Origin of the sequence: Streptomyces sp. NPDC002680, assembly GCF_042889145.1 — a bacterium.
Taxonomy (GTDB): Bacteria; Actinomycetota; Actinomycetes; order Streptomycetales; family Streptomycetaceae; genus Streptomyces; species Streptomyces adonidis.
On sequence record NZ_JBIAQP010000006.1, the window covers coordinates 384,716 to 408,042 of the forward strand.

A 23,327-nucleotide genomic window follows, 5' to 3' on the forward strand; every position below is an offset into this window, starting at 1 on the left:
CCGGCGCGGATCCGGCCGGAGTGCCGCCTGCCCCGGTCGGGTCAGACCGTCATGAGGGCGTCGTGGCGGTCGGTGGGAGTGCGTCGGCGGACTCCTCGGCCGCGTCGGCGACGGGGGCCTGGACCGGGACCGGGCGGCGGCCCGAGAAACGGTAGCGGGCCTTGCGTACCGCCGTGTCCGCCGCGTCCAGCAGGTATCCGTACGCGAGGATGCCGATGACCCCGTGGGTACGCAGGTTGAGAACCCATCTCAGACGCGTGTTGACGCTCATCGGAATCCGGTGCGTCAGAGGGCGACGCGAGGAGGGACGGCGTATCGCCGCGGGCGCGATCTGATCGAGCGGCGAGACGTCCACCACGCCCTTCGCGCCGGACGTGAACACACGCCACAGCCGCGGCAGCGGACGCGCGATCGAGATCTGGCAGTGGAAGCCGGGGACCTCGCTGCCGTGTTCCAGCCGCCACCGGGCCCGTTCGGCGATCTTCCGTTGCAGGTGCGACTGGACGCGTTGCACCGTCTCCGGCGGCAGCCAGGCCCATGGCTGGGAACTGCTGTAGAACAGGCGCTTGCTCAGCCGGCGGCGCAACCGTCCTTCGCGCGGGCCCTCGCGCTTCGTCTCGCCGTCGGTGCGCACCAGCCAGGTGGCGAAGTCCGAGCGCGCGGTGCCGGTCGACCAGAGCACGACCAGGTCCATCAGATGCGTGAGCAGGAAGTAGCGCGGGTCCTGGATGGCGGGGGTGAACTTCTCGCGCAGCATGTTGCGGATCATCAGCCAGTCCTGCCGCGCGTTGCGGTTGATCCGGTCGATGTACGCGCGTTCGAGCGTGCCGCCGTGCACGTGCGCCTCGATGACGTTCGTGAGGTGCCAGAGCTGCTGGCAGGAGAGGCCGATGCCCTGGCTGTAGTAGGCGTCGATGATCGAGGAGGAGTCGCCGACCATGCCGTAGCCGTGCGGGTGGACGAACGTGTCGGTCAGGTACTGGGTGTTGCGGTACATCCGGAACTCCAGCAGCCGCTCCTCGGTCAGCACCTCGCGCAGCACCGGATAGCGGTCGATCAGGCCGAAGAACTGCTCGCGGGGCGTGCCGCCGGCCAGCGGGACGCGCTGGTCGAAGATGACGCCGACGCTGATGCGGTCCTTGGACAGGCGGATGACCCAGATCCAGTAGCCCTCGCCCCACAGGTGGACGGTGTACTTGTCACGCGGGGTCGAGCCGCCGTTCGCGTCCTGGTACTCCCAGACCGGCGCGAACTGTTCGTCGGTGATGTCGGTGAACTGCCCCCAGACGGAGGTGGTCTGGAATCCGTCCTGCGCGATGACCTCCTTCTCGATCGCGTGGCCGAACTTGCGCGCGAGCATCCGGTTGCGCCCCGAGCAGTCCACGATCCAGTCGGCGACCACCTGTCCGGTGGCCGAGGCGCCGCGGTCGGCCCAGGACACGGTGTTCGGAGCGTCCGCCTCGACCTGTACGTCCACGACGCGTGCGCTGTCGAGGAAGCGGATGCGCGGGTGCTCACGGACCGTGGCTCGGATCTCGTCCTCGGCCTCGGGGCGCACGATCTGCTGGTCCACGGCGAGGCAGCGGAACCACAGTTTGTCCTCGGCACTCTTGAAGAGGTAGTGGTCCCGGTGGTCCTCGGACTGCTGGGTGAGGGTGTGCTCGCTGAGCGGCGCGATGCTCCACTCACTGCGCGGGGCGAAGCTCTCGGCGCCCTCCATGCCCTCGGTGAACCAGACCCCGAGCTTGACGAAGCACTCCTCGTCGAGGAACTTGTCGAGCCGGCCGATGGTGCGCGGCAGCGCCGTGGACACCAGGAACGACTCGCCGACCTTGAAGCTGTGCCTCTGGTTGACGATGTCGTCGATCAGTACGACGTCGATGCCCCGCTGGGCCAGCGACAGGGCGGTGAACATACCGATCAGTCCGGCCCCGACGACCACGGCCTCCGCGCGCTCGGGCGCCTGCGGCGCGCTCACAGCCGCCCGCCCAGCAGGTCGAGGGCACGGCGGGGGTCCCCGTCGAACGCGTCACGGACCGGGGACCAGCGCTCCAGCACGCGCGCCGCGGCATCGGCGAGGTCGCCCGGGAGCTTCTCCTCGCGCAGGGCGTCGGCGCACCGCGCGAGTTCGGGCCCCCACCGCCAGGCGCGTGCCGCGACGCTGGGCAGCATTCCGTCCTCGAGTATTTCGGTCAAAGGCGAACGGGTTGTCAACGATGCCTCCTCTATGAGCGGTTCGACGACTCCGTGGGCGTCCGCGTAGGCGAATGCGATGCCCGCCAACACGTAGGCGACTTTCTGATATGTGGCGTACGACGTCTTGAGGGCCGAGGCGGCACCGAGCGGACCGCCGGTGTCCAGCGCCTGAATCCCGGTCCTCTCGAACAGCGAGATGATCCGGGCGACATCTTCCGTGTCGCCTGCGAGATGCAGCCGCACACCCGGAGCGTCCTGGGGACAGGGCCCGATGACGCAGCCGTCGACGACGCGGATGTCCGCCGCCGAGAGTTTTCCGGCCAGTTCGAGCAGCACGTCACGGGTCGTGCCGTTGGCGTCCAGGAACAGACCCCGGAATCCGGCCCCGGCGACCGCCGCGGCGACCTGCGGCGCACCGTGCGGCGGGCAGATCGAGACGATCACGTCACTGTCCGCGGCGAGTCGGGCGAGGTCGTCCACGGCTTCCAGGCCGAACTCCTCGGCCCGCCGTACCGTGGCGGCGCTTCGGTCCGCCCTGCACCACAGCACCCGATGGCCCGCTCCGGCCAGCGCGCCGCCGAAGCCGCCGCCCATCCGGCCGGGGTGCAGCAGGCCGACCGTCGCGGTATGGGAATGGCTCATCCGTGCCCTCCTCATGGGCCGAAGTCCGTTGCGTCTACGAGTACATGGCACGAAAACAGATACCGATATTCTGAATCCTTGTTCTGAATCCTTCGGATACCCGGAAACCTGCGCGGGGCGGAAATTCGGCTACAGATCCGCCGGATTCCGTGCAGGGCCGGGCGTCACCGCTAGCGTCGGATCGCAATAACAGTCACGTCAGGTCCAGAAGGGGAAAACATGTCGATCGATTTCGGATCCGCCGTCACCCGCGGGGCGTCAAAGGCCCGCCAATACCTGATGGACAACGGCCTGCCGTACAGCGACGAGATCGAACTCAAGCCCTCCGGAGCGGAGTTCGCGGACGGCGGGCACTACGGCGTCGAGATCCCGGTCGTCAACAGCTTCAAGGTGCTCGACGCGACGCTCCGCCTGCTCCAGGCCGAGGGACTGCCGGTCACCCGCTTCAACGAGACGCTCGGCGCGATGCTGCTGTCCGACTCCGAGGTCGAGGACATGCTCCAACTGTGCCGGGTCAACGGCGTCGGCATGCTGTTCGCACTCGGCCCACGCCCGGAGTACGACCGCAAGGCGGCCTTCTACCGCGGCGGATTCGGTGCCTCCCAGGGCCGGCGGATCAACAACAACGACGCGATCGCGCAGAGCGTCGAGGAGGCGTACCGACTGACCGAACTGGGCTGCCGCGGCCTGATCGCGTACGACCTCGGCGTCATCAGGCTGCTGTCGGACATGCGCGCGGCCGGTGAACTGCCCGCCGACCTCATGCTCAAGGCGTCCTCGCACTGCATCGTGTCGAACCCGATGACCTCGCGGATCTACGCGGAGAACGGCGCGGACAGCGTCACCACCACCCACGACCTCGGGCTCGGCGTGCTCCAGGAGATCCGGCGGGGCTCCCCGGAGCTGACCATCGACCTGCCGACGGACGTCTACGGCAGCAAGGGCGGCTTCATCCGCTTCTACGAGGTGCCCGAACTGGTGCAGATCTGCGCGCCGATGATGCTGAAGATCGGAGCGAGCGCCCAGTCCCACCCGCACGACCCGGTCAACGAGAACACCGTCCGGCAGCGCGTCCAGCGCGTCGCGCTGTGCATGGAGTACCTGACCAGATCGGGCATCGAGGCGAAGTACATCAGCGATCTGTCACCGCAGCGCTGCGTGCCCGCGGCCGTATGAGGCTGGTCGACGCACAGGTCCACATCTGGAGCGCCGACACACCAGCCAGGCCGTGGCCGGCCGGAGGTGCGGCGACCGCCCACCGCGCCGGACCGGTCACGGCGCGCGAGACCCTCGCGGTGCTCGACGCGGCCGGGGTCCACCGCGCGGTTCTCGTGCCGCCGTCCTGGGAGGGCGACCGCAACGATCTGGCGTGGGCGGCCGCGGCACGGCATCCCTACCGGCTGGCGGTGATGGGCCGTGTCCCGCTGACCGGCCCCGCGAACACCGGGCCGCTGGCCCGCTGGCGGGACCGCCCGGGCAGCCTGGGCGTCCGGCTCACCCTGCACCGCGACCCGTGGCGGGCCCGGTTCCGGGCCGGCGACCTGGACTGGTTCTGGACCGCGGCGAACGCCGCCGCGCTGCCGGTCATGGTCTACGCACCCGGCATGAGCGCGGCGCTGGGAAAGGTCGCCCGGCGCTTCCCCGACCTGCGCCTGATCGTCGACCACCTGGCCGTACCGGTGGACGCCAAGACCCCCGAGGCGTTCGCACACCTCACGGACCTGATCGCGCTCTCGCGGCATCCACGGGTCGCGGTCAAGGCCACCGCGATGCCCTGTCATTCGCGGCTGCCCTTTCCGTTCCACGACCTCCACGAACCCCTGGAGCGTGTGTTCGACGCCTTCGGCCCGCGCCGGATGCTCTGGGGCAGCGACTGGACCCGGCTGCCGTGTCCCTACCGCGAGAACGTCGAGTTGTTCACCGACGCCCTGTCGTTCCTGAGCCCGGACGACCTCCGCTGGATCATGGGAGACGCGGTCCTGGACTGGCTGGACTGGCCGGCCGATCCATCCGGGCCCTGAGCTGCGGTCACGGCTCGCCGGGCGGGTCTCCACGAACGGCCTGTCGGGGCCGAGGGATTCGCCGTGGGGAGGCGGGCCTGTGGCCTCCCGCTCGGCTCCTCCGGTGTCGAATGAACTCCGCCTGGACGACGGGGTGTTCGCGAACTCGGCCTGGATGATGTCGTCTTGGCGAACTGCACCTGGAAGAGGCGGTGTTGGCGAACTCGGCCCGGAAGATGCGGCCTTGATGAATGCCACCTGTACAACGCGGCCTTGCTGAACTCGGCCCGGACGGACCCGGGCCGAAGGGGATCAATCCGGCCGTCGGCAAGCAGGGTCAACCACGAGGCCCTCGGTGAGCCCCGCGTCCCTGGCGATGAGGGCGGCGCGCACGCGGTTCCCGCAGCCGAGCTTGGTCAGCAGACGGCTTATGTGAGCCTTCACGCCCCCCTCGCTCAGGTGCAGCGCGCGTCCGATCTCGCTGTTCGCCATGCCCTGGGCGACGAGCGCCAGGACCTCGCGCTCCCGCGAGGTGAGGCCGCCGATGAGTTCACGCGCCCGCTCGACGCGTTCGGTGTCGATCCGGGCGACGCTGTCGAGGACGCGCCTGGCGGCCTCCGGGTACAGGACCGCTCCCCCCGTGGCCACCACCCGTACCGCAGCGACCAGGTCCTGCGGGTCGCCGCTCTTGAGCAGGCAGCCGGCGACACCGGCCCGCAGGACACGGTCGAGGTGGCCACCGCCCGGCGAGGACGCGAGCACCACCACCGCCGTCGAGGGGGACAGCCGGCGCACGGTGCGCGTGACCCAGGCCCCGCGTGTGCCCGCCATGCGGCTGTCGATCAGCAGCACGCCGAGCCGGTGGCGCAGCGTCATCTCGATCGTGGCACTCTCGTCGCCCGTGTCCGCGACGACGTCGATGCCGTGGGCCCGCTCGAACGCCGCCCGGATGCCGTCTCGTACCAGCACCTCGTGGTCGGCTATGCCCACCACGACGGTCGAATCGACGCGCTGGACCATGCCACCGCGTCGTGTCCCGTGAGGCAGCGCCGTGCGCCGCGCCGCGGGGTCGGAGGTCGAAACGTCCTGGCCGGCGGCCGGCCTCGTGGCCTTGACCGGACCGAACGGCCACTCGGTCCGGAGCGGGGTTTGCGACATGGCAACTCCTTACGAACGCAGGGTGCGTCGGGCATTGCTCCCGGCGCCGTTGCCGGTCTCTGTCCGCTGGGACAGGGCGTATCTCGATGCGCGCGTCACGGGCATGTCATCACCGGGCCGCCCCCTTGCGGGCCCCGCCGCCGACACGCCCGAAGCACACCCCACCGCTGCCTCTGCGAAGGCAGCACGGAAGCGGAGGGCGGCAGTCCGCGGCTACGGAGAGAGACTCGCGGAAACCCTGGTGGTACAGGTGGTACAGCCACGCGTGGCGGTGGTGAGCGGACGTACGGTCCGCCGGTCGCGGTCGTGCTGTGCCGCACGGTCGGGCCGCATGGGGGTCGGGCCTTCGAGGCGCGGTCGTTCGTGAGCCGTCGGGCGGGGGCGAGGAGGGCTCCGCCGTTCCTCGCCCAAGGACCGGTTGAGCATCCCGCCGGTCGTTCTCTGCTCGTCCCACGTGCGGGACCACGGCGCCACCATCCGCTTCCTCCCGTTCTTCTCCCGCTTCCGCTGCGCTGACGCGTGGTACACGAGTGAGAGCCGGAGCCGGTTCGATCTCGTTCGGACGAAGCAGTCCTGGTAGCCCGAACAGCCCCACTGGACGCGGCCGCGCGGGCGTCCACCCGCGAGGAAAGGAAAGTACGCCGGTCCCCCGAGGGGTCCCCATGAATGACCGAGGGGCCGCTTCGGATCTTCTCCAAAACGGCCCCTGAGATGCGACTTCGCAAAGTCGGGACGACAGGATTTGAACCTGCGACCCCTTGACCCCCAGTCAAGTGCGCTACCAAGCTGCGCCACGTCCCGGTGCGTCCACCCGCGGTTGCCCCGCGTGATCACGCGAGCAGAACTTTACCCCACGTCAGGGGCTGCCCCGAAGGCGGTGGGATCCGCGCGACAATCGGTGTATGGGCAGTGCAGCGGAGCGTCGGGCAGCAGTGAGCGGTCGGGATCGGGACGAGGAGGGGCGGGCGCGCAACGCCCGGCCCCGGGACGGGCTCGGGCGCCCGTTGCCGTACGGCGAGCACGGGGTGGACCGGCAGCCCGAGGGCGTCGTACGCCGTCCCGAGGAGACCGTCGCCGAGGCCCAGGCGCTGCTGGACGCGGGGAAGCCGTTCCACGCGCACGAGGTCTTCGAGGACGCCTGGAAGTCGGGGCCGGCTCAGGACCGGGGCCTGTGGCGGGGGCTCGCGCAGCTGGCCGTCGGGCTCACGCACACCGCGCGCGGGAACGTCACCGGCGGGGTGCGGCTGCTGCGGCGCGGGGCCGGTGCGGTCGAGGAGTGGGCGGCCGGGGACGCGCGGCCGCAACCGTACGGGATGGACCTCGCCGGGGTCGTGGCCTGGGCACGGGAGCTGGCCGCGGAGGTGGAGCGGGACGCCGTCGCCGTCGACGCGGGGGCCCGGGCGCCGCGTCTGTCGGGCGGTACGGCCGGCGGCTGAGCAGGGGCGACCGCCGCGTTGTCAGTGGGGTGGGGCAGACTCGGGGCGTGCGGAAGATTCATGTCATCGGTATCGGCGCGGGCGACCCCGACCAGCTCACCCTGCAAGCGGTCAGGGCGCTGCGGAGCACCGACGTGTTCTTCGTCCTGGACAAGGGCGAGGCCAAGTCCGACCTGGTCGGGCTGCGTCGGCAGCTGCTCGACACACATGTGCCGGAAGGGACGTACCGCCTGGTCGAGGCGCGCGACCCGGACCGGGACCGGACGGCCGGGGGCGGCGCGTACGCCCCTGCCGTCGGGGACTGGCGCAGCGCCCGGGCGGAGATCTACGAGCGGCTGATCTCGGCAGAACTCGGCACGGACGAGAGCGGGGCGTTCCTGGTGTGGGGCGATCCGTCTCTGTACGACAGCACGCTCGGGATTCTGGAGGAGATCCTCGGGCGGGGCGCGGTGGAGTTCGAGTACGACGTCGTGCCCGGCATCAGCAGTGTCTCGGCGCTCGTGGCCCGGCACCGCACCGGGCTCAACCGGGTCGCGCGGCCTGTGCAGATCACCACCGGGCGGCGGCTGGCCGAGGGTTTTCCGGCGGGTGTCGACGACGTGGTGGTGATGCTCGACGCGCATCAGGCCTTCCGGGAGTACGCCGGTGAGGACATCGACATCTACTGGGGCGCCTACATAGGCACCCCGGACGAGATCCTGGTCTCCGGGCCGATCGCCGAGGCCGGTCCGCGTATCGAGCGGCTGCGCGCGGAGGCCCGGGAGCGCAAGGGCTGGATCATGGACACGTATCTGCTGCGGCGGAATCCCGGGGGTCGCCCGCCCGGGAACCCTTACCCGGAGTAGCCGTGGGCGGCGGCGCCCGAGCGGACCGCCACCCCTTGCACGGGTGCACCACCGGTGTGATTGTGACCTCGTGACAGTCGCCGAGGACACCGCACCGCCCGCCGCCGCACAACCACCCGTGCTGGACTCTCGTCGCCGCAACGTCGTCTTCGTCACGATCATGCTCGGCATGCTGCTGGCGGCCCTGGACCAGACGATCGTCGGCACGGCCCTGCCGACGATCGTGTCGGACCTGGGCGGTGCCGAGCACATGTCGTGGGTGGTGACGTCGTATCTGCTGGCGGAGACCGTGGCTACGGTGCTCGTCGGCAAGTTCGGCGATCTGTTCGGCCGCAAGGTGGTCTTCCAGGTCTCGGCGATCGTCTTCATCACCGGTTCGTTCCTGTGCGGGCTCGCCACGAACATGACGCTGCTGATCGTCTGGCGGGCCATGCAGGGCGTCGGCGCGGGCGGGCTGATGGTCACGGCGATGGCCCTGATCGCGGATGTGATCCCGCTGCGGGAACGCGGCAAGTACCAGGGCGCGATCGGGGCCGTGTTCGGGGTGGCGACGGTCATCGGGCCGTTGCTCGGCGGTCTGTTCACCGACCATCTGACCTGGCGCTGGGCGTTCTACGTCAACGTGCCGATCGCGATCGTCGTGGTGATCGCGGCGGCCCGCACCATCCCGGTGGTGAAGTCGGCGGTGCGGCCGGTCATCGACTATCTGGGCATCGCGTTCGTGGCGATCGGCGCCAGCGCGCTGATCCTGGCGACGAGTTGGGGCGGCACCGAGTACGCGTGGGGTTCCGGCGTCATCATCGCGCTGTTCGTCGGCGGCGCCGTCTCGCTCGGCCTGTTCTGCTGGGCCGAGTCCCGCGCGGCCGAACCGACGCTGCCGATGCGGCTGTTCGCCAACCCCGTCTTCACGGTCTGCTCGATCCTCAGCTTCATCGTCGGCTTCGCGATGCTCGGCGCGATGACATACCTGCCGACGTTCCTCCAGTACGTGGACGGCGACTCGGCGACGGTCTCCGGCGTACGGACCCTCCCCATGGTCCTCGGCCTGCTGATCGCGTCCGTCTTCAGCGGCAACGTGGTCAGCAAGACCGGCCAGTACCGCCTTTTCCCGATCATCGGCTCGGCGGTGATGGGCGTGGGCCTGTATCTCCTCTCCCTCATGGACGCGTCGACGAGCACCTGGCTGGCCTCGCTCTACATGTTCGTCCTGGGCACCGGTATCGGCCTGAGCATGCAGGTGCTGACGATCGCCGTGCAGAACACCGTCGAGTACGCCGACCTGGGCACCGCGACCTCCGGCGTCACCTTCTTCCGTACGCTGGGCAGCTCGTTCGGTACGGCCGTCTTCGGCACGATCTACACCAACTCTCTGACCCCGAACCTCTCCGAGGGCATCGCGGAAGCGGCGCGCACGGGCACGGCGGACACGGCCACCATCACCAAGGCGGCGACCAGCCCGGAGGGCCTGCACAACCTGCCCCCCGAGGCGGCCGAGCCGATCATCCACTCATACGCGGACACCATCCAGACCGTCTTCCTGTGGACCGTGCCGGTCGCGCTGGTCGGCTTCGTCGTCGCCCTGTTCCTGAAACAGGTCCAGCTGCGCGACAGCGCCCGCATGGCGTCGACGGACATGGGCGACGCCTTCGCGAAGCCGTCTACGGCGGACTCGCGGCGCCTGCTCGAAGCCTCCGTCGGAAAGATCATCGGCAGTACGGACCTGGACACCGCACGCCGGATCGTCAGCGACTCCGACACCCGGCTCGACATCGCGGGCGCCTGGGCCGTGATGCAGGTCGAACTGTTCACCCGCATGGTCGGCCACGCGGGCCTGGGCCTGATCGCCGCCCGCCGCCACATGCCGCCCGAGGTACTCGTCCCGGTCTTCGACCGCATGGTGGAGGAGGGCTATCTGACCCGCACGGGCAACTTCTTCTCCCACACGGAGGCGGGCACCCGCGAGGCACAGGTGATCGCCACGGCATGGGGCACCTGGCTGGCCGGCCGGGTGGAACAGGACCTGGGCCACCCGTCGGGCGAGGACCTGCGCAGCGCAGTGGACACGATCGCCAAGCGCCTCCTGGTGGAGGACCTGAGCAGCGGCTTGCCCAGCCGGCCTGCGGCGCTGGCGGGTTCGAGTGCAGGTGGAGGGACGTCCGGTTCCTAGCTGGGAGCAACGGCGAGCCACGGCCAGGTGTCGGATGTCCGGCTGTGGGAGGCCGTCGCCTCGACAATCCAGGTGCCCCGTCGCCCGGGCGACAGCCATACTCCTGTCATGTCCCCGGCCCCGGTCCGCTTCCGCGATCCCCGCAGCACGATGTACGACTTCATCGGCTCAGTGCTGGTGCGCTGCCCGCGTTGTGACCGGACGGCGCGTGTCCAGCGGAACCCGCACGAGCCGGGCCTGGATGCCTCGTCGGTGTTGTTCGCGCCGCGGCGTCTCGTGTGCACCGGCTGCGGGCTGTCCCGTACGTGGTCCGGCCGGTCGGTCAGTTTCTCGGGCAGCACGGCAGCCCCGGCGCGCGACCCCTACTTCGACATCCCGCTTTGGCTGCAGACGGAGACCCGCCACGGATGGCTGTGGGCATACAACCTCGAGCACCTCGTTCACATCAGGCAGTTCGTCGCTGCCTCCCTGCGCGAGCGGGCCCCTTGGTACGACACCGGTCAGAAGATGACCCTGGTCGCCAGGCTGCCGCTATGGATCAAAAGCGCAAAGAACCGGGACGAGATACTGCGCGCCGCCGACCGCATCCAGGCAACGGTCAACACAAGCCGCCACCCGAGCCCCCGCTGATCAGCGCAGCAGCAGTTGCGCCCCGCCCACCACCGTCGCCGCGATCACCAACTGTTCGAACAACCGCTGGTTGATTCGGTTCACAGCCCATTTGCCGATGAACGCCCCGGGGATCACGAACACCACGAGTGCGGCGTCAAGGAGCAGGGAGTGGCCGTCGATCAGGCCCAGGCCCGCGCTGAAGGGGACCTTCGAGACGTTGACGATCAGGAAGAAGAACGCCGATGTGCCCAGGAAGCCGAGCTTTCGGAAGCCGGCCGACAGGAGGTACATCGACATGACCGGGCCGCCCGCGTTGGCGACCATCGTCGTGAAGCCGCCGAGGACGCCGTACGAGCGGGCCTTGATGCGGCCGGCCGGTGTGCTGACCGCGTCCGGGTCGTCCTCCTCCGCTTCCGCCTCCGCCCGGCGTCGGCGCCACACCGTCACCCCGGCCATCAGCAGCAGGATCGCCCCGATCGAGGTCCGTACGACCTCGTCGTCCGCCCACACCAGGAACACCGTGCCGACGACCACGCCCACCGCGACCGCCGGAAACAGCCGCCACAGCGTCGGCCAGTGGGCGTGTCTCCGGTAGGTCAGGACGGCGAGGACGTCCCCCGCGATCAGGATCGGCAGCAGTACGCCGGTGGACTCGCGGGCGGGCAGGACGGCCGCGAAGATCGCCAGGCTGACCGTGTTGGCCCCGCTGACGGCGGTCTTGGAGAAGCCGACGAGCAGCGCCGCGGCGGCCAGCGCGGCGAACTCCCAGTGCGTTATGTGCCAGAGCGTCATCGTGTTCATGCGGAGACCGATGCTATGCCCACCGAACTGGCCGCCGTAAGGAGCGTCTCGTCAGGTGACCCCTGCCCCACGCGGCCCTGTCCGAGTTCGACGACCGACGGTGGCCGACGCGTCACCGTGGACCGGCCGCCCCACCCCTGGGAAGATCCAGCCACACCCTTGCGCGCACCCCTTCCCCCCACCCCGTCCACGACGCAGCCGGAGGAGCCATGGCCGAGTTCCGCGAGTACGTCCTCACCGGCACCAGAGGTGCGATCACCGTCCGCGAATGGCCTCGCCCGCCCCTGAGTGATTCCGAACCCGCGCTCGAACCGCCCCGCTACCTCGCCCTCCTCTCCCACGGGTACACCGAACACATGGGCCGCTACGAGGAACTCGCCGACGTCCTCGTGGCCCACGGCGCGACCGTCCTCGGCCCCGATCACCAGGGGCACGGCAGGTCGGCGGGCGAGCGGGCGGTGATCGACGACTTCGAGGACGTCGTCACCGATCTGCACACCGTCGCCGGTCGGGCCCGGGCCGCCCACCCCGGCGTACCGGTCGTCCTGATCGGCCACTCCACCGGCGGCCTCGTCGCGGCCCGTTTCGCACAGAGGTACCGCGGTGAACTGGCCGCTCTCGTGCTCTCCGCGCCTGTGCTCGGCAACTGGGACCTCCCCGGACGGCTGCTCGCCCTCGACGAGATCCCCGACCGGCCCATCAGCCCGGCCGCGCTCTCCCGCGACCCCGCGGTCCGGGCGGCGTACGCGGCGGACCCGCTGGTCTGGCACGGTCCGATGCAGCGGCCGACGCTGGAGGCGTTCGTACGGACGCTGGAGACCGTGGCGAAGAGCGGCGACATCGGACCGCTGCCGCTGCTGTGGCTGCACGGCGACGACGACCGGCTCGTCCCGCTCGCCGGGAGCCGCGTCGGCGTCGAGGAACTGCGCGGCACCGACTGGACCGAACGGATCTTCCCGGGCGCCCGGCACGACGTCTTCCTGGAGACGGACAGGATGGCGATCTTCGCCGAGGTCACCGCCTTCGTGGACCGGGTGCTCGCCGCCCGGGCCGGGTGATCGCGTTTCCACCCGATCGTCCTGGGAACCCGCCTCCCCATGGAGTGTCCGGTGGCGGAAATCCGGACCACCGCATCACGAGCAAGGAGGAGCACCCCATGACGGTCGTGAAGAGCAGCCTGCCCGAGCCGGAGCGCCGGACAACCGGTGACGCCCTGCAAGGGACCCTGGTGGATCTGCTGGCGCTGTCGCTGATCGGGAAGCAGGCCCACTGGAACATCGTGGGGCCGAGGTTCCGTTCGATCCATCTGCAGCTCGACGAGGTCGTGACGGCGGCCCGCGGGTTCTCCGACACCGTCGCGGAGCGCTCGGCGGCGCTCGGTGTGCCGCCGGACGGCCGCCCCGAGACCATCGCCTCGTCCCTTCCGTTCCAGGACCCCAAGGACGGCTGGCTGCAGGACACGGAGGTCGTGCAGCTCCTCGTCGACGCGCTGGCGACGGCGATCGGCCGTCTGCGCGAGCGCATCGAGGCGACGGAGAAGGCCGACCCGGTGACCCAGGACCTGCTGATCGGCATCACGGCCGAACTGGAGAAGCAGAGGTGGATGTTCGAAGCGGAGAACGTGCAGCACGCCAACTGACCCACTTCTCTTCGGACTTGTCGGACACGCTCACCCCAACAGCCAGCCCCCGTCCACACTCAGGTCGATCGCGTTGACTGACCGGTTGCGCAGCAGGAAGTCCACGGCGTCCACCACGTCGGCCATCGTGGCGAGTTGGCCGGTGGGGGTACTGGCGCGCAGGCCCTCCAGCACCTCCGCGGGTTTGTTCCGCCAGTACGGGCTGTCGCCGACGACCCCCGGGTGCAGGGCATTGACCCGGATCGGCGCGAGTTCGACCGCGAGGGTACGGACGAGGCCGGTCACACCGGCGTTGACGGTCGCCACGGTGGTCGCACCCGGGTACGGCCGCTCCTTGGCCTGGCCGCCGAACACCACGATGGCGCCGGCGTCATGGAGACGCGGGCGCAGGGTGTGCACGACCTCGGTGTAACCGACGAGTTTGAGCGTGACGAGGTGAAGGGCCGCGTCGATGTCGTACGAGGTGACCCGGTTCTCGTCGCGCGAGACGCCCGCGAGGACGAGATGGTCGACCCGCTCCACGTCGGCGAGTGCGGCGGCGATGTCCCGGGGCCGCGAGAGGTCGAGGGCCAGACCCCGGGCGCCGATCTCCTTGGCCACCGTGCCGGCGCGATCGGCATCGCGGCCGGTGAGGACGACCTCGTCGCCACGTTCGGCGCGGGCACGGGCGAACTCGCGGCCGATACCGGACGTACCGCCGACAACGACCACACTGCTCATGCCCGTTCCTCCCCGTCGCCCGCGTTTCCCAGTACGTCCTTCAGGTGGTCCCAGTCCCGGGTGAACCGGTAGGAGTGGCGCGGCGGTGGCTGCGGGGCCTGTGTCTCCAGCCAACGGACGGGCCCGTCACCGGCGTTGGTGAAGCCGTGCACACAACCGGCGCCCGCCCAGGCCGTGTCGCCGGGGCGCAGGCGGAAGCGTTCGCCGTCGAAGGTGGCGTCCACCACCCCTTCGAGGATCAAGTACGTCTCCTCGAAGGGGTGGTCGTGCGTTCCGGCTACGCCGTCGGGCGCGTACTGCACCATGAACATCGTCGACGCGACCGCGCCCAGGTCGCTGTCGACCATCATCTTCACGGTGATCCCGCTGTAGACGAGCAGCGCGGTGCGCATGCTCGCCGACACGTCCAGGAGATCCTGGGACTGCTTGCCGGGGTCCATTTGAGCGGGCTCGAAGTGGCCGAACGACCGGGTGCGCGGGTCCCGTACGTCGATCCGCACCGGCTCCCGCTCCGGCAGCGCGGGCACGGCCCAGGTGTCGTGTCCGTAGCGGGCGCGCGGCACTGGCGCGAGCATGTCGGCCCAACGGGCGCCCGCCCCATCGGAGTTGCCACCGCGCCAGGCGTGCGGCACGCCCGTCGGGAGGAGCCCGTAGTCGCCCTCCTCCAGAAGGTACGAGCCCTCGGGCACATCGAGAATCACGCTCCCGTCGAGCACATGGAAGCTCTCCTCGTACGAGTGCACATGGGCGCCCACGGCCCCGTCCGGCCGTATCTCGCACAGCCCGAAGCCGGTGTGGACGCTCCCGTCCTCCTCGCCGATGACCGTGCGGCGCCTGAACCCGCCGCTGTCGTACGGGAGTTGCGGCGCGTCCGCCGCGTACCGCACCACGAAGTCCGTCATGCCCCGTTCCTCGCCGCCTTCGCCGCGTGTTCCGCCTTCGCGGCCAGCAGCCGGTCGCGGGACTCCTCGACGAGCCGCCGGGCCCGTCCTGTGTCGGCGAGCAGCTTGCCGTCACGCTTGAGGACGACGCCGTCGACGACGACCATCTCTACGTTGGACACGTCCGCCGACAGGGTCACCGCGGCGGTCGCGTCATGGACCGGCGCCATGTTCAGGGCCGTCGCGTCGAGTGCGACGACGTCAGCGCGTTTGCCGGGGGTCAGGGAGCCGGTGCGGTCTTCGAGGCCCGCGACATGGGCGCCGTTGACCGTGGCCAGCTCCAGCATCTGACGTGCCGTCAACATCGTTGCGGGGACGGGGACATCGGCCTGCCAGGAGTCGGCGTTCACGCGGGCGCGTTCGGCGCCGAAGGCCGCGCGGATCTGGGTGAACATGTCGCCGGGCACGGTGGTGACGACGTCGATGCTGAGCGACGGCCGCAGTCCGTGCTCGATCGCCTTCATGACGGGCGGCCAGCCGTGCCCCATCTGCGTCTCGACCTGCGGCGCGATCGACACCGTACCGCCGCTGTCGGCGACCATCCGCCACTCGTCCTCGCTGAGGTAGCAGCAGTGGATGTAGGTGGTGTCGGCGCCCAGCAGGCCCAGTTCGTGGAGCTGCTTCACCATGCCGAAGCGGCCCGCGAGCCGGCCCATGGCGACGTGCACGGTGATCGGGATGTCCAGTTCGCGGGCGAGGGCCCATTCGGCGGTGACGACGTCGTTGGTGCAGAAGCCGGGGCCGCGCGTGGCCAGCGCCATCGTCAACAGGCCGCCGTCGGAGGTGAAGTGGTTCGAGCGGATGCGGCGTACGTCGTCGCCCGGTATCGCGATCTTGCTCTCGAACCAGTAGTCGGCGAGGGAGGTGTTGGCGCTGCCGTAGGCGTACTGGGCGCGGATTCCCGTCTCCGTGAGGGCCTTTACGGCTGCGTCCGGGTGCTCGGGTGTGTTGTTGATGTGGGACCAGTCGACGAGCGTGGTGATGCCGGCGTTCAGGCATTCCAGGGCGCCCGCGAGGTTGCCCGCGTACACGTCCTCGGGGGTGTAGAGGGGGGCGAAGGTGTCGAGGACGTCCACGAAGTAGTCGTCGAGGGTGGCGTCGGGGGCGCAGCCGCGGATCGGCGCCTCCCAGGTGTGGCGGTGGGTGTCGACGAAGCCGGGGATCACGATGCGGCCCGTCATGTCCAGCACGTCGGCGTCCGCGCTGATCTCGCGCTCGACCGCGACGATCCTCCCGCCCTCGATCAGGACGTCGCCCTGGGGCAGTTCCCCGATGTCGGGGTCCATGGAGATCACATGGCCGGAGCGCAGAAGCAGACGATCGGTCATCGCCCTTCCTCCCATGGAGAGTTGGTACGGATTCCAGTAGCCGATCTCAGTAGGCGGTCTCAGTAGGCCGAGAGGGCGCGGACAGCCGTCACGACCTTGTCCACGGTGGGGATGACGCGCTCCTCCAGCGCATCGGCGAACGGCAGCGGGACGCACTCCCCCGCCACCCGCCGCACCGGCGCGTCGAGCAGTCCGAACCCCTCGTCGGCGACGACGGACGCGAGCGTCGCGCCCCATCCGCCCTGGTAGGGGTTCTCCTCGACAATCGTAAGTCGGGAGGTCTTCCCCAGCGAGGCGAGCACGGTGCTGACGTCCAGCGGCACCAGGCAGCGCAGGTCGACGACCTCCGCGTCGACACCCTCCGTGACCAGCCGTTCGGCGGCGGCCAGCGCGACCGGGACCATCGAGGCGAGGGCCACGAGCGTGATGTCGGTGCCCTCGCGGACGACGGCCGCCTTGCCCAGTTCCACCACATGGTCCGGTGGCGCGGGCGGGCCCTTGCTCGCGAAGAGCCCCTTGTGCTCGAAGAAGACCACGGGGTCGTCGCTGCGAATGGCGGCCGCCATCATGCCGACGACGTCGGCGGGTGTCGAGGGTGCCGCGATCTTCAGTCCGGGCACGGTGAACGCCCAGTTCTCGGTGGCCTGCGAGTGCTGCGCGCCGAAGCCGAGCCCACCGCCGTTCGCGGTGCGGACGACGAGCGGCACGGTCACCTGACCACCCGTCATATACCGTACTTTCGGTATCTCGTTGGCGAGGTAGTCCCAGCAACAGGCCAGGAAGTCCGAGAACATGATCTCGGCGACGGGCCGCATCCCGGTCATGGCGGCGCCCATCGCGGCGCCCACGATGGCCTGTTCGGAGATGGGCGTGTCCCACACCCGCTCTGGCCCGAACTCCTTGAACAGCCCGGCGGTCGTCTTGAACACTCCGCCGGCCTCGCCGATGTCCTCCCCGAGGCACACGACCGCCGGATCACGCCGCATCTCCCGCGCGATGCCCTCGGCGACGGCTTCGCGATAGGTGATCTGCCGCTGTGCGGAAGCTTCTTGAGCCTCCGTCAGGTCCGCCATGCCGCACCTCCGTCCGCCCATACGTCGGTCAGCGCCTCGGCCGGATCGGGCGCGGGCGCCGCCTTCGCGGCCTCAACCGCGTCCCGTACGACCGCAGTTGCCCGCTCGTCGGCGGCGGCGATCGTCTCGACCGGCACACCCAGCTCGGTGAGCCGACCCCGCGCGAGGTCCAACGGGTCGTGCTTGAGCCAGCGTTCGACTTCCTCGGCGGGCCGGTAGGTGGCCGGGTCGGCGCGGCTGTGTCCGTAGTGGCGGTAGGTCTCGGCCTCCAGGAGGGCGGGCCCGTCTCCTGCCCGGGCCCGCCGGGCGAGCCGGTCCACCGCCTCCCGGACCAGCACCACGTCGTTGCCGTCGACGACCTCGCCCGGAATGCCGTACGCCGGGGCACGGTCGGCGGCCGGGCGGGGCACCGCCGTGACGTCCGCGATCGCCGTGTACTCCATGTACAGGTTGTTCTCGCAGATGAACAGCACGGGCAGCTTCCATACGGCGGCCAGGTTGAGGGCCTCGTGGAAGGCGCCGATGTTGGTCGCGCCGTCGCCGAAGAAGGCGACGGCCACCTGATCGGTGCCGCGCAGTCTGGCCGACCAGGCGGCGCCGACGGCCATGGGGAGATGGGCGCCGACGATGGCGTACGAGCCGAGCATGCCGGCGGAGGCCTTGGTGAGGTGCATGGAGCCGCCCTTGGCCCCGCAGAGTCCGGTCGCGCGGCTCATCAGTTCGGCGAGGCACTCCTCGGGGGTGGCGCCGCGCGCGAGGGCGTGGTGGTGACCCCGGTAGGTGGCGAAGACGTAGTCGTCGTCGCGCAGGGCTGCGCTCGCACCGACGGCGATCGCCTCGTGGCCTGCGGCGAGATGGGTGGTGCCCTTGACCAGCCCCGACAGGAAGAGGTCGTGGGCCGCCTTCTCCGTACGGCGGATGACGGCCATCTGCTCGTAGAGGGCGAGGAGTTCGTCACCGGTGACGGTGGTGACCTCGGCATCCCCGGTGTCCCTGGTGTCCCTGGTGTCCCTGGTGTCCATCAACCGCTCCCGTTCCTAGGGGTGTTGAGGTGGGACTGGGCTTCGCGGCGGGTGTTGAGTTCGCCGCCGACCGTCCAGTACTTGCGGCCCGCCACCAGGAGTTCCTCGGCCGGGAACTTGGTGATGACCTCGCAGCCGTCGGCGGTGACGACGATCTCCTCCTCGATGCGTGCCGCCGTCCAGCCGTCGGAGGCCGGCCAGTAGGTCTCCAGGGCGAACACCATGCCCTCTTCGAGGACTTCGGGGTGGTCGAGGGAGACGAGACGGCTGAAGATGGGCTTCTCCCAGATGGACAGGCCGACCCCGTGGCCGTACTGGAGCGCGAAGGCCGCGGTCTCGTCCGGGAAGCCGAACTCCTCGGCGCGCGGCCACACTTGGACGATGTCGGCGGTGGTCGCGCCCGGCCGGACCAGGGCGATGGCCTCGTCCATGTACTCCCGGCAGCGGACGTAGGCGTCGCGCTGGGCGCCGGAGGCACTGCCGACGGCGAACGTACGGTAGTAGCAGGTGCGGTAGCCGAGGTGGCTGTGCAGGATGTCGAAGAAGGCTGGGTCGCCGGGGCGGATCAGGCGGTCGCTGTAGACGTGCGGGTGCGGTGAACAGCGTTCCCCGGAGATGGCGTTGACGCCTTCGACGTACTCGCTGCCGAGGTCGTACAGCACCTTGCTGACGAGTCCGACGCACTCGTTCTCGCGGACGCCGGGGCGCAGATAGCCGTACAGCTCCTCGTAGGCCGCGTCGACCATCGCGCAGGCCTGGGTGAGCAGGGAGATCTCGTCCGGGGTCTTGGTGCGGCGGGCCTGGAGGAAGACCTGCTGGCCGTCGACGACGTCGATGCCCTCGGCGCGCAGGGCCATCAGGATCGGCATCTCGGCGAGGTCGACGCCGAGCGGCTCGTTCGCGAGACCGTGGGCGCGCAGCTCGCCGGCGATCTTGCGGGCCACGTCCTCGGCGATACCCGCGTCCGGGTGGAAGGCTCCGCGCAGGGTGGAGATGCCGGCGCGGGCGCCGGTGGGCGGGCCGTCCTTGCCGTCGCTGTAGTCGAGCCAGGGGTTGTAGAGCTGGTGATGGCGGGCGGCCGAGCCGAAGTCCCAGAGGACCGGTTCACCGCCGCGCACCAGCAGCGCGAAGCGGATCAGCTTGTCCATGGCCCACGTACCGATGTGGGTGGACGTCATGTAGCGGATGTTGGCGAAGTCGAAGCTGAGGACCGCGCCCAGCTCGGATCGGTTCAGGGCCTGGTGGAGCCTGGCCAGCCGCTCCCTGCGCAGCCGGTCCAGGTCGACGCGCTGTTCCCAGTCGACGGCATTGGGTCCGTAAGTGCGGATCGCCATGGCGACCACCCCCACTTCGGAGTGAACGACTCGACGGCCCGAGTGTCAACTATTACTGAACAGTCTGTTCGATGTCAGGAACTGTTCTGGCTGAACACGAACCACACGCCGACGGCCGGTTCCGCGCTGTCGTTGCGGTACCGATGGGGGGTCGTCGACTCGAAGCACACGGCGTCGCCGGGACGCAGGGTGTGTTCGTCGAAACCGAGGGTGAGGACCAGCTCGCCCGAGGTCAGATAGCCGTACTCGGTGCCCGCGTGCCGCATCAGCCCGCCGCTGCTCGACGAGGAACCACCGGGGCGGTAGGTCACCAGCAGGAAGTCGACATCCGTACCCGGGACATGCCCGAGCCGCTCCCACACCACGCCCGAGTCCAGCTCGATCGTCTCCCGCTCACCCGCTCCCACCAGCGGCCCGATCCGCCGGCCGGGGTCGGCGGCGAAGGCGGCGAGGGCATGCATGACAGTGGCGCCGGCGACCAGCGGGGACTCCTGGACAGCTTCCGCGGGCGTGTCGAAGAGGGACTCGACGGAGATCGCGAGGGCCGTGGTGATCGCGTACAGAGTGCTGACGGACGGCTGGCTCTTGCCGGTCTCGATCTGGGAGACGAGGCTGGCGGAGACCCCGATCTCGCGCGCGAGCCCCCGCAGGCTCATCCCCCGTTCGAGGCGCGCCTGCCGGAGCCGCGCCCCTACGGGCGGCACGCCGGCGGATGGCACGGGCGGCTCCTCCCATTGTCAGTGGTGTCTGTCAGCGGTGTGCAGTGTTATTGAACAGCAGATCTCGGCCGTGCCACCAGAGAACTCCACCACGTCACGCCTTCCCCGTCGGGAACAGCGCCCGTACCTCCCACCCCTCCACGTGTCCGGCCAGTGGCCCGGCGCGCAGATCTCCGCCGAGGGCCGTGACGCGTTCCGTGAGGCCGACCAGGCCGAAGCCGCCACCGTGCGCGGCGGCCGGGAGCTGGGTGCCGCCCCTGCCGTCGTTGGTCACGGCGACCTCCAGTCGGCGGCCGTCGTGGCTGAGCCGGACGGTGATCTCGGTGGCGTCGGCCGCGTGCCGTCGTACGTTCGTCAGCGCTTCCTGCACCACCCGGAACGCTGCGGCCTGCACCTCGTGCGGGAGGTCGTCCGGCACGGCGGGGTCGCGGTCCAGGGTGACGTGCTGGAGCGGGCTCGCGAAGCCGTCCGTCAGCTCCGCGATACCGGCCAGGTCGCCGACGGGTCTGCGGTCGGCGGCGTCCGGGCCGGTGTCGCGCAGCACGCCGACGGTCCGGCGCATGGACGCCAGGGCTTCCGTCGCCGCGCGTTCTATGCCCGCGAGGACGGTGTCGAGGTCCTCCGGCTGGGTCGTCGCCATCATGCGGGCCATCTGGGTCTGGACGAGGATGCCGGTGACATGGTGGGCGACGAAGTCGTGCAGGTCGGCGGCGATCGCCACCCGTTCCGAGCGCCGCGTCGCGTTGATCGCCATGTTCCGCCGGTAGTCCAGCGCCCGCAGATACCCGGCCAGACCGGCGACGAGGCCGACCAGGACGAGGGCGATCAGCATGAATCCCAGCAAGCCGGACTCGTCGTGCTGGTAGAAGCGCGCGGGGGACGCGAGCAGCGCGGCGCCGTTCAGAACCCCGCAGACGACGGCCCAGGGCTGAGGGCAGCGCCGGACCGCGATGAACAGCAGACTCAGCAGAATCGCCGACTCGCCCGGGCCGAACGGGGCCTGCTCGTCCAGCACCACCGAACCGGCCGTGAACAGCAGCGAGGCGACGGCCGGAACGCCTGTGCGGAGCTGCGGGGTGAACCAGTCGGGGCGCCGGCCCGCCGGCCACAGCAGAGCGGCGAGCCCGATGGCCAGGACAACCGCCGTGGGCCAGACCTCGTAGCCACTCTCGTTGGCGCTGAGCAGATCCACGCCCGCGGCCAGGACCAGGAGCGTGGTGACGAAGCCCCGGACACAGCTGCGGGGCGAATCCGATGTCATGCGGATCACCGTATGCGCGGACGGCGGCGGCAGGATCGGCCGAATGGTCGAGGAGCGGTCCGTGAAGGATGGCCGGACGGCCGAGGCGCGCGCCCGGGCCCGCGGGAGAGAGTGGAGCCACTTCCCGCCCGGTCCCACATTCAGGAGTACGACATGCAGCGCAAGGCCCTCATCAGCGTGATCGGCGGTGCGACCGCCGCGGTCGCCCTGGCCGGCGTCGGCACCCATCTGATCGCGGGTACCGAGTCGACGACGTCGTTGGACAAGTACACGACGGTGACGGTGGACGGTCACAAGGCGCTGTCGGCCAAGATCGTCGCGGGCCGCGCCGAGAGCAAGTTCCACCCGCTCCCCTGGGTGGGCACGAAGGTCTCCGGCGTCTCCTGCCCGACCGGTCTGAAAGCCGTGACCGGCGCGAGCATCACATGCACGGGCCGCACCGGCAAAGGCAAGGACATCGACATACCGGTCACCGTCGTGAAAGCGACGGACACCTCCGTGACCTGGAAGTTCGAGCGCTGAGCAGCGACGAGAGACCAACGAGAAACGAGCGGATGCAGATCATGAGCACTGTCCTGGCCGGTCGCGGCCTCACCAAGAAGTACGGCTCCACCACCGCGCTGCACGGTGTCGACGTGGAGGTCGGCGTCCGTGAGTCGCTGGCGATCATGGGCCCGTCGGGGTCCGGAAAGTCGACCCTCCTGCACACCCTCGCAGGAGTCGTCCGGCCGGACGGCGGCGAGGTCCTGTTGCAGGGCGAGCGCATCGACGACCTGGGCGAGAACCGGCTGAGCGAGCTGCGCCGCAAGCGGTTCGGATTCGTGTTCCAGTTCGGCCAGTTGCTGCCCGAACTGCCCGCCGAGGAGAACATCGCCCTGCCGCTGATGCTGGACGGCATGCCCCGCGGCCGGTCCGTCTCCCTGGCCCGCCGCTGGTTCGCCCCGCTCGGCCTCGACGGCCTGGAGAAGCGCCGCCCCGGTCAGCTGTCCGGCGGTCAGGCCCAGCGCGTCGCGATAGCCCGGGCGCTGGTGGTCCAGCCGGACGTGGTCTTCGCCGACGAGCCGACCGGCGCGCTGGACCAGGTCACCAGCGAGGAGGTCATCCGGCTCCTGACCTCGGTCACCCGCGAGCAGGGCGCCTCCCTGGTGATGGTCACGCACGACCCGGACGTCGCCGCCCACTGCGACCGAGTCCTCCAGGTCCGCGACGGCCGCATATCGGGCCACCAGCAGTACACGGTGACACCCTGAGCGGACGGGGCAGGGCCCTGCGAGGCGCCGCCTTCCTTATCGTCCACCTCTGCCACGAGCCGCTGCGCCGACGCCCCACCTGACAAGCGGTCCCGCCACGTCAGCCTCCCGCTGTCACCGCGCCCCGTCTCCTCTGTCATGGGCTGCCGCTCCGACACCCGGCCCGACCGGCGGACCCCACCA

General features: G+C 70.2%; 22 protein-coding genes and 1 tRNA gene. 10 read left to right on the forward strand and 13 right to left on the reverse strand.

All coding sequences use genetic code 11. The features are described from left to right. Nucleotides 1-49: 49 nt before the first annotated feature. Nucleotides 50-1,978 (reverse strand): NAD(P)/FAD-dependent oxidoreductase, encoded by a 1,929-nt coding sequence (locus ACFYXF_RS18645; RefSeq protein ID WP_389350671.1) that lies wholly within the window; start codon nt 1,976-1,978, stop codon nt 50-52. Beyond that, nucleotides 1,975-2,838 carry a DUF1932 domain-containing protein gene (locus ACFYXF_RS18650; RefSeq protein ID WP_389350672.1) on the reverse strand — a complete coding sequence of 288 codons (864 nt, stop codon included), beginning with the start codon at nt 2,836-2,838 and terminating at the stop codon, nt 1,975-1,977. The genes ACFYXF_RS18645 and ACFYXF_RS18650 overlap by 4 nt, the downstream gene beginning before the upstream one ends. Nucleotides 2,839-3,057: 219 nt before the next feature. On the opposite strand from ACFYXF_RS18650, the gene ACFYXF_RS18655 reads away from it, so the two are divergent. Both ACFYXF_RS18655 and ACFYXF_RS18660 read left to right on the forward strand, forming a co-directional pair. Continuing rightward, nucleotides 3,058-4,014, forward strand: a complete 957-nt coding sequence (locus ACFYXF_RS18655) for a hypothetical protein (RefSeq protein ID WP_389350673.1) — start codon at nt 3,058-3,060, stop codon at nt 4,012-4,014. Continuing rightward, nucleotides 4,011-4,859, forward strand: coding sequence for an amidohydrolase family protein (locus ACFYXF_RS18660; protein ID WP_389350674.1), 849 nt, complete (start codon nt 4,011-4,013; stop codon nt 4,857-4,859). Before ACFYXF_RS18655 ends, ACFYXF_RS18660 begins: the two co-directional genes overlap by 4 nt. Before the next feature lie 291 nt (nt 4,860-5,150). On the opposite strand, the gene ACFYXF_RS18665 is transcribed toward ACFYXF_RS18660, so the two are convergent. Then, a complete protein-coding gene (locus tag ACFYXF_RS18665) occupies nt 5,151-5,996 on the reverse strand; it encodes a LuxR C-terminal-related transcriptional regulator (protein WP_389350675.1) in 846 nt (281 codons plus the stop codon). Between the two features lie 727 nt (nt 5,997-6,723). After that, nucleotides 6,724-6,797: transfer RNA gene (locus ACFYXF_RS18670), tRNA-Pro, on the reverse strand. Nucleotides 6,798-6,898: 101 nt separating this feature from the next. Between ACFYXF_RS18670 and ACFYXF_RS18675 the strand changes: the two genes are divergently transcribed. The 4 genes from ACFYXF_RS18675 to ACFYXF_RS18690 all read left to right on the forward strand — a co-directional run bounded on the left by ACFYXF_RS18675 (nt 6,899) and on the right by ACFYXF_RS18690 (nt 11,074). After that, nucleotides 6,899-7,432, forward strand: coding sequence for a DUF309 domain-containing protein (locus ACFYXF_RS18675; protein WP_389350676.1), 534 nt, complete (start codon nt 6,899-6,901; stop codon nt 7,430-7,432). 47 nt (nt 7,433-7,479) lie between these two features. Continuing rightward, on the forward strand, nt 7,480-8,277 hold the full coding sequence (gene cobF / locus ACFYXF_RS18680; RefSeq protein WP_389350677.1) for a precorrin-6A synthase (deacetylating): 798 nt from the start codon (nt 7,480-7,482) through the stop codon (nt 8,275-8,277). Nucleotides 8,278-8,347: 70 nt separating this feature from the next. After that, complete coding sequence (locus ACFYXF_RS18685) at nt 8,348-10,444, forward strand: MDR family MFS transporter (RefSeq protein WP_389350678.1); 2,097 nt, start codon at nt 8,348-8,350, stop codon at nt 10,442-10,444. Nucleotides 10,445-10,552: 108 nt separating this feature from the next. Further along, nucleotides 10,553-11,074 (forward strand): hypothetical protein, encoded by a 522-nt coding sequence (locus ACFYXF_RS18690; RefSeq protein ID WP_389350679.1) that lies wholly within the window; start codon nt 10,553-10,555, stop codon nt 11,072-11,074. Here ACFYXF_RS18690 and ACFYXF_RS18695 read toward each other — a convergent pair whose 3' ends face one another. Beyond that, nucleotides 11,075-11,857, reverse strand: a complete 783-nt coding sequence (locus ACFYXF_RS18695; protein WP_369030924.1) for a sulfite exporter TauE/SafE family protein — start codon at nt 11,855-11,857, stop codon at nt 11,075-11,077. A 209-nt stretch (nt 11,858-12,066) separates the two neighbouring features. Here ACFYXF_RS18695 and ACFYXF_RS18700 point away from each other — a divergent pair, with 209 nt between their 5' ends. Continuing rightward, a complete protein-coding gene (locus ACFYXF_RS18700) occupies nt 12,067-12,915 on the forward strand; it encodes an alpha/beta hydrolase (RefSeq protein WP_389350680.1) in 849 nt (282 codons plus the stop codon). 98 nt (nt 12,916-13,013) lie between these two features. Continuing rightward, nucleotides 13,014-13,496: a Dps family protein gene (locus ACFYXF_RS18705; RefSeq protein ID WP_389350681.1), complete on the forward strand. Its 483-nt coding sequence runs from the start codon at nt 13,014-13,016 to the stop codon at nt 13,494-13,496. Between the two features lie 30 nt (nt 13,497-13,526). Here ACFYXF_RS18705 and ACFYXF_RS18710 read toward each other — a convergent pair whose 3' ends face one another. The 8 genes from ACFYXF_RS18710 to ACFYXF_RS18745 all read right to left on the reverse strand — a co-directional run bounded on the left by ACFYXF_RS18710 (nt 13,527) and on the right by ACFYXF_RS18745 (nt 21,894). Continuing rightward, on the reverse strand, nt 13,527-14,216 hold the full coding sequence (locus tag ACFYXF_RS18710) for an SDR family NAD(P)-dependent oxidoreductase (RefSeq protein WP_389350682.1): 690 nt from the start codon (nt 14,214-14,216) through the stop codon (nt 13,527-13,529). Beyond that, on the reverse strand, nt 14,213-15,118 hold the full coding sequence (locus tag ACFYXF_RS18715; RefSeq protein ID WP_389350683.1) for a cupin domain-containing protein: 906 nt from the start codon (nt 15,116-15,118) through the stop codon (nt 14,213-14,215). The genes ACFYXF_RS18710 and ACFYXF_RS18715 overlap by 4 nt, the downstream gene beginning before the upstream one ends. Further along, nucleotides 15,115-16,485 (reverse strand): amidohydrolase family protein, encoded by a 1,371-nt coding sequence (locus ACFYXF_RS18720; RefSeq protein ID WP_389350684.1) that lies wholly within the window; start codon nt 16,483-16,485, stop codon nt 15,115-15,117. Before ACFYXF_RS18720 ends, ACFYXF_RS18715 begins: the two co-directional genes overlap by 4 nt. 59 nt (nt 16,486-16,544) lie before the next feature. Next, entirely contained in the window at nt 16,545-17,558 is a 1,014-nt protein-coding gene (locus tag ACFYXF_RS18725; RefSeq protein ID WP_389350685.1) for an alpha-ketoacid dehydrogenase subunit beta, read from the reverse strand. Then, complete coding sequence (locus ACFYXF_RS18730) at nt 17,546-18,487, reverse strand: thiamine pyrophosphate-dependent dehydrogenase E1 component subunit alpha (RefSeq protein WP_389350766.1); 942 nt, start codon at nt 18,485-18,487, stop codon at nt 17,546-17,548. Before ACFYXF_RS18730 ends, ACFYXF_RS18725 begins: the two co-directional genes overlap by 13 nt. A 92-nt stretch (nt 18,488-18,579) precedes the next feature. After that, nucleotides 18,580-19,914: a M24 family metallopeptidase gene (locus ACFYXF_RS18735; protein ID WP_389350686.1), complete on the reverse strand. Its 1,335-nt coding sequence runs from the start codon at nt 19,912-19,914 to the stop codon at nt 18,580-18,582. A gap of 74 nt (nt 19,915-19,988) precedes the next feature. Then, a complete protein-coding gene (locus ACFYXF_RS18740; RefSeq protein ID WP_389350687.1) occupies nt 19,989-20,633 on the reverse strand; it encodes a helix-turn-helix domain-containing protein in 645 nt (214 codons plus the stop codon). Nucleotides 20,634-20,727: 94 nt separating this feature from the next. Beyond that, complete coding sequence (locus ACFYXF_RS18745; RefSeq protein WP_389350688.1) at nt 20,728-21,894, reverse strand: histidine kinase; 1,167 nt, start codon at nt 21,892-21,894, stop codon at nt 20,728-20,730. A gap of 153 nt (nt 21,895-22,047) precedes the next feature. On the opposite strand from ACFYXF_RS18745, the gene ACFYXF_RS18750 reads away from it, so the two are divergent. Then, nucleotides 22,048-22,416 carry a DUF4333 domain-containing protein gene (locus ACFYXF_RS18750; protein WP_389350689.1) on the forward strand — a complete coding sequence of 123 codons (369 nt, stop codon included), beginning with the start codon at nt 22,048-22,050 and terminating at the stop codon, nt 22,414-22,416. A 41-nt stretch (nt 22,417-22,457) separates the two neighbouring features. Continuing rightward, complete coding sequence (locus ACFYXF_RS18755; protein ID WP_389350690.1) at nt 22,458-23,144, forward strand: ABC transporter ATP-binding protein; 687 nt, start codon at nt 22,458-22,460, stop codon at nt 23,142-23,144. Nucleotides 23,145-23,327: the final 183 nt, after the last annotated feature.